5 protein-coding genes and 1 tRNA gene are annotated in these 5,384 nt (G+C 72.7%); 4 read left to right on the top strand and 2 right to left on the bottom strand.

Annotated features, from left to right (window positions below):
• The 3 genes from JHN45_RS50070 to JHN45_RS50060 all read left to right on the top strand — a co-directional run.
• The coding region (locus JHN45_RS50070) for a lysylphosphatidylglycerol synthase domain-containing protein (RefSeq protein WP_201056116.1) at positions 1-708 on the top strand (708 nt) is incomplete at its 5' end.
• Between the two features lie 51 nt (positions 709-759).
• Positions 760-832 (top strand) — tRNA-Gln (locus tag JHN45_RS50065).
• A gap of 3 nt (positions 833-835) precedes the next feature.
• The gene (locus tag JHN45_RS50060) at positions 836-3,187 is read left to right on the top strand and encodes a hypothetical protein (RefSeq protein ID WP_201056115.1); all 2,352 of its coding nucleotides are present in this window, start codon (positions 836-838) and stop codon (positions 3,185-3,187) included.
• A 27-nt stretch (positions 3,188-3,214) separates the two neighbouring features.
• Here the strand turns inward: JHN45_RS50060 and JHN45_RS50055 are convergent, their stop codons facing one another.
• On the bottom strand, positions 3,215-3,829 hold the full coding sequence (locus JHN45_RS50055; RefSeq protein ID WP_201056113.1) for a TetR/AcrR family transcriptional regulator: 615 nt from the start codon (positions 3,827-3,829) through the stop codon (positions 3,215-3,217).
• 166 nt (positions 3,830-3,995) lie between these two features.
• Between JHN45_RS50055 and JHN45_RS50050 the strand changes: the two genes are divergently transcribed.
• Positions 3,996-4,454 (top strand): cupin domain-containing protein, encoded by a 459-nt coding sequence (locus tag JHN45_RS50050; protein WP_201056111.1) that lies wholly within the window; start codon positions 3,996-3,998, stop codon positions 4,452-4,454.
• Between the two features lie 18 nt (positions 4,455-4,472).
• On the opposite strand, the gene JHN45_RS50045 is transcribed toward JHN45_RS50050, so the two are convergent.
• On the bottom strand, positions 4,473-5,384 hold a 912-nt coding region (locus JHN45_RS50045; protein WP_236584992.1), incomplete at its 5' end, for a zinc ribbon domain-containing protein.

The raw sequence follows: 5,384 nt of genomic DNA, 5'->3' as shown, positions 1-5,384 counted from the left end.
TGGGCGCCGATGCTGGCCGGCAGGGCGTGGTTCGCCGCGCCGGCCAGCATCGGCGCCCACGCCGTCACCCTGCGCTTCCTCCAGGGCCAGGGCATCCCCCTCCCCCGCGCCACCGCCTCGCTCGCCCTCTACTCACTCGTCCGGCCGATCGCGAAGACACTTGTGCTGCTGGTCTTCCTGATCTCCTTCCCCGAGATGCTGCGCTTCGGCCAACTCGCTCCCAGAGGCTGGTCGTTGCTCCTCGCGGTCGGCGGTCTGACGACCGCTCTCACCACCGTCACCGTCCTGCTGTGCGCCGTACGACGGCTGCGCAGCCCGGTCCTCCGCTGCGTCCGCACCGCCCTGACGGACGTACGGCAGCTGCACACCATGCCCAGCCGGATCCTCGCCCTCTGGGGCGGGGCCGCCGCCGCTCCCGTGCTGCAGGCGACGGTGATCTTCGCCGTCGGGGCCTCGCTCGGCATGCCGCTGTCCTGGGCGCAGGTGGTGCTCGCGTTCCTCGCCGCCAGCACCGCGGTCGGCGCCGTGCCCGCACCTGGCGGAATCGGTCCCGTGGACGCGGCGACGGTGTTCACGATGGTCGCGTTCGGCGCCCCCATGGATCTGGCCACGGCGAGTGTCATCGGCTACCGCGTCCTGACGGTGTGGGTGCCGTTGCTGCCGGGGGCGTTGATGCTGTCGGCGCTGGTCCACCGGAAGGTGCTGTGACCGAAATCCACTTGTACGACCACTCGTTCCACCTCTAACGTCGCTGCTCATCGGCGTGTAGCTCAGTCAGGAGAGCACCGGGCTCTGGACCCGGAGGGCGCGGGGGCGGTACCCGCCACGTCGGCTTATGGATGACGACGCTGAGCAGCAGCACCTCACCGCGGCCCCCGGCTATGCCCTGGGCCAGTTGGCCAAGGCCTTCACGACCGCGCTGACCCACGAGGACGCCGACACCCGCCGCCGCGCGGAGGGCCGCGCGCAGCGCTGGCGTGCCGTGCTCGCGGGGATGGCGGACGGACGGCTGACGATCGGTTCGCGGACCCCGGTCGCCGGATTTCCGGCCTGGGTCACCCCCGAGGTGGTGCGCGGCGGCTTCGCCACCGGCGCCCCGGGCGCGGGCGGCCCGCTCCAGCCGTACGAGATCGCGCTCGCTGAGCGGTTCGGTGTGCCCGCGGACCGGCGGGCGCTGTTCGCGCACTGTCTCACCGACAGCGGACTCACCTGGCTGTGGGGGCGGTTGAACAGCGGGCGGTACGAGGTGACCGTGCCGGAGGAGGGCGCGCTGCTCACCATGGCGTGGCTGGTGCGGCACGGGGAGACGGCCGCCGCGCTCGACCTGGTCGCGGAGTTGGAGCCGTTCGCGGGTCAACTCCGGTTCCTGCCGCGCCCGTCGACCGGCCGGGCCGCCTCGGACGACACCGACGCACTGCACCGCCGTACCGTCGACGACACCGTGAACCGGCTGGTCCGGCGCCGCCCGAACGCGGCCGTGGAGACACAGCGCGAGGCGCTCGCCGTATGGCAGCCGTTCGGGGACGAGTTGCTCGCGCACTGGCTGGAGACGGCGGGCGGGGCGGACGGGCGGGTGCTCGAACTCGCCCCGGACGAGGCCTGGTTGGCGCGGAGTGGCGAGTTGCTGAGCCGCTACCGGTCGCTGGCCGAGGAGCACACCCGCTGCGGGAAGCACCGCAGCCCGAAGGAGAACCTGGGCATTCTGCGCGGCGCGCTGGAGGAGACCGTCGCCGGGCGGGAGTTGGACGCGCGTCGGCTCGGGCTGCTGCGGCACGCCGTCGCGTCGATGGTGCGGCGGCGCGGGCTGCCGGGATCGCCGGCGCACACCGAACTGCGGCACGCGCAGCGGGCCCAGGCCGCTCTGCCCTCCCATCACGCCCTGGCGCAGGTGGTGTTGGGCCGGCTCGCCGTGCTGCCCCAGGAGTCGGGCATCGCCGATCTCGCCCCCGTACTGGCCCCCGTGTCGGGTCCGGAGGAGCGGGAGACCGGCGTCCCCGCGGGCGCCCGACTCCCGCCGGTGATAAGCCGGGTGGTCGAGGGCGCGCTGAGCGCACCGGTCGACGTCCTGGTGGAGCGGGGAGTCGTCCCCTCGGCCGAGGTACTGGCCGAGCTGGTACCGCAGTTGGTGGCCGTCACCAGCGCGCGGGCCTACGACGACGATGCGCTGCGGGCGCTGATGGCCGCGAACTACCGCGCGTTCCGCAACCGCCGTTCGCTGCTCCTGCTCAACCTGGAGCGGCAGGTCCGGATCGGGGAACTGCCCTGGGTGCGGGCGGTGGCCGCGCAGCGGGGCGACGGCTCGGCCGAAGCGGCCCTGGTGCTACGGCAGTTGGGCGAGCTGGCCGTGGGGGGTTTCCCGGGGACGATCCTGCCCAACCCGCTCGTACGCGAACTCGGCGTGCTCGTCCGCCAGTCGGAGCTGGGCGCTCCGCTGGTGGAGGAACTGGCCGCGGACATCTTCATGAACACCTTCGGGCCGAAGTTCCTCGTGGCGGCCCGGGTCGCGGGCGAGTTGCTCGGCGGTTCGCTGTACGAGCGGTACTACGGCATCGACTACGAGGCGATCCGTCGGCTGGCGATCGCCGAAGCGAGCGAGGCGGCGCGCCGCTCGGTCAGGACCCCGACTTCTCCGGGGTTCGCCCGGCTGTGCGCGGAGCGGGCCAAGGCGGCGTCCTCGGCACCGGCCGGGACGAAGTCCGGTGGTTCGCACGGGTCCTGGGTGGCGGGCAACGGCAAGGTGATCGAGCAGGCGCAGATCCTGACCACCCACAACCTGGCCACGCTGGTCCATCGGGTGGGCATCGCCCCGGAGCCGGGCTGGGCCGAGCTGGCGCGGAGGTGTTTCGTGACCGTGTGCCGGCTGACGGGCCGGGTGCACGGCAACCCGCGGCCGTACGCCACGATCAAGGACGCGGCCTACGCCTGGCGGCAGTCGGTGTTCCATCTGTCGCTCTGCCCGCCCGCCGAGCAGTGGCGTGTGCTCGCCGACCTGGACGCGGAGACGGGCCGTCACCCCGCGCATGTGGCGGCCCGTCTCGCGCCCGCTCTGGCGGGGCTGCGGCTGGTCGCGGACGGTGGCGGCTTCGGCCCGGACGGTACGGCGGACCGGGGCCGGGCCCGTCGGCTGCTCGGCTGGACCACGGACGGCCACTGGCTGGCGAGTGACCCGACTGGCCGCACGTCGTAGGAGAGTTGAGAGGTCCCGGGCCGGGTTCTAGCCCACCGTCGCCGTGCGCACCGCCGCCTCCGTCAGGGTGGTCGCCGTGCGTACGGCGCTGGCGACGGCCTCGTCGGGGGTGAGTCCCAGCTGGTCGGTGAGGGTGAACAGGGCGTCCGCGCCGACGACCACCGCGAGGCCCCGCTTGAGCTGGGTGAACGCGTCCGGGTCCGTCGCACCGAGGGTGCCGTCCAGGGGTGCGAGGGCGTGGTCGATGAGGCCGAAACGGATCCCGGGCCGCATGCTCTCCGCGTCGGGACGCACGATGGTCGCGGCCATCATGGCGCGCACTCCGCCCTGGCGGGCCAGGATGCCGCGGAGCAGGAACTCGCAGGCGTAGGCGACCCGTTCGACGGGATCGCGCGAGTCGGCGACGGGCCGGAGCGCCTCGGCCGGGTCGGGCCAGACACCGGCCAGGGCCTCGCCGATCAGGGAGGGAAGGTCGGGGAAGTAGCGGTAGGCGGTGGCCTCGGAGACCAGGGCGGCGCGGGCGATCTCGGGCATGGTCACCTCGCTGCCCGCGCCGATCAGCACGCGGGCCGCCTCGACGATCGCCGTACGGGTGCGCTTCTTCTGATTGCTGCGGCCCGTGTCCGTCTGGGTTGTCGCCATCGGTTCGTCACATCCCCGTCATCGCTCGTCGCTGCCGTCCGTCCCTTCCGCACTTTATCACGACCGACTCTCATCATGAGAGCGCACTTGCACGAGGAGGGTTGCCAGCCTACTGTCCTAGTGTCCCGAGGGCGCACAACGCGCGGGGAAGACAAGGGAGTTCGAGATGAACGAGGTTTCCGTGGTCGGTCCGGAGGACGGCGAGAAGATCCGTCTGGGCCCGGTCACGATGCGCATCCTGGAGGACGGCAGCACCACCGGCCACCGCCTGGGCATCGGCGAGATCACCCTCGCCCCGCACACCCAGGGCCCGCCGCAGCACCGCCACGGCCAGCACGACGAGGGCTTCTACGTCGTCTCCGGCACCGTGCACTTCACCATCGGCGAGACCGTCCACGTCGCCCCGGCCGGCACCCTCGCGATGATCCCGCCCGGCGCCCCGCACACCTTCGCCAACCCCGGCGACGAACCCGCGGTGATGGTCAACACCTTCACGCCCGACCTGTTCGTGCAGTACTTCCGTGACCTGCGGGACATGATCGCCGGCGGCCGGGAGTTCAACTCCGAGTCGACGATCGAGATGATGAGCCACTACGCCACGGTCCCCGCGACCGACTACGCCTGAGACACCCGCCGCCGTGGGTCAGGAGCCGCCCGAGTTCGACGGGCCGAAGAACTCGATCTCGGCGATGGCCACTTGCTTCTTTCCCGAGGTTCCGTAGGCCGACTCGATGGTGAAGCGCACCGACGTGACCTCGCCGACCCGGAAGGCCCGGCGCTGCGCTCCGGCTCCCTGGTCGAGGCTGAGTTCGCGGGTGGTGGTCTTTCCGTCGGCCGTGGTGATCCTGGCCTCGATCCGGTGCGGCAGCGCCGACTGGCTGAGCTGGTCGGCGCGGGTGGAGACACCCGGCGTGATCAGCAGGTCCAACAGCCGTGTCGGCTCGTCGAACTTGGCCTCCAGCCACTGCCCCTCACCCGACTGGGACACACCCGGCCCCCACCAGGTGTTGTTCAGCTTGTCGAAGGCCAACTCCGGTTTGTGGCCCGGGAAGGAGCGGGAGGCGGTGACGCGGTCCGGGGAGACGGGGGCGCGTTTGGCGAAGTGGTCCTTCGCGGCCTGCACACCGCGCGGGATGTTGACGGCCAGCACGATCAGCAGGGTCAGGACGATCGCGGCACCGATCCAGGTCAGCACCCGGTCGAAGGTCCGGCGCAGCCGCGGCCGGTCCCCCGCCCACGGGATCTCGCCGCTGCGGAACGTGAGCAGCCGCCGCCACCAGGGCAGCCGGCCGGCGACCTGCTCCTCGCCGGCCATGGGCATCGCGCACCGGGCGCAGTAGTGCCGGTCCGGCCGGTTCACCGTCGCACACCAGGGGCAGGGCACTCCACCCACCGCACCGGGTTCGACACCGGGTGCCCGCACGGACTGCGGACGCGCGGCCACCGGGCGCCCGGGCAGCACCGGCGCCACGGAGGGCGCCTGCCGGGGCTCGGGGTCGTCGACCGGAACGAGCAGCCGCCGGGCCCGCTCGGCCTCGGACTCGGGCGGGGCGGC

Source organism: Streptomyces sp. MBT53 (assembly GCF_016654115.1).
Taxonomy (GTDB): Bacteria; Actinomycetota; Actinomycetes; order Streptomycetales; family Streptomycetaceae; genus Streptomyces.
The sequence above is the reverse complement of the archived record's forward strand: the minus strand, read 5'-3'. Positions and strand labels throughout refer to the sequence as shown.

Bases quoted from the DNA above. Each gene is read 5' to 3' on its own strand.
- JHN45_RS50060 (WP_201056115.1), top strand. From the start codon at position 836: ATGGATGACGACGCTGAGCAGCAGCACCTCACCGCGGCCCCCGGCTAT.
- JHN45_RS50055 (WP_201056113.1), bottom strand. From the start codon at position 3,829: ATGGCGACAACCCAGACGGACACGGGCCGCAGCAATCAGAAGAAGCGC.
- JHN45_RS50050 (WP_201056111.1), top strand. From the start codon at position 3,996: ATGAACGAGGTTTCCGTGGTCGGTCCGGAGGACGGCGAGAAGATCCGT.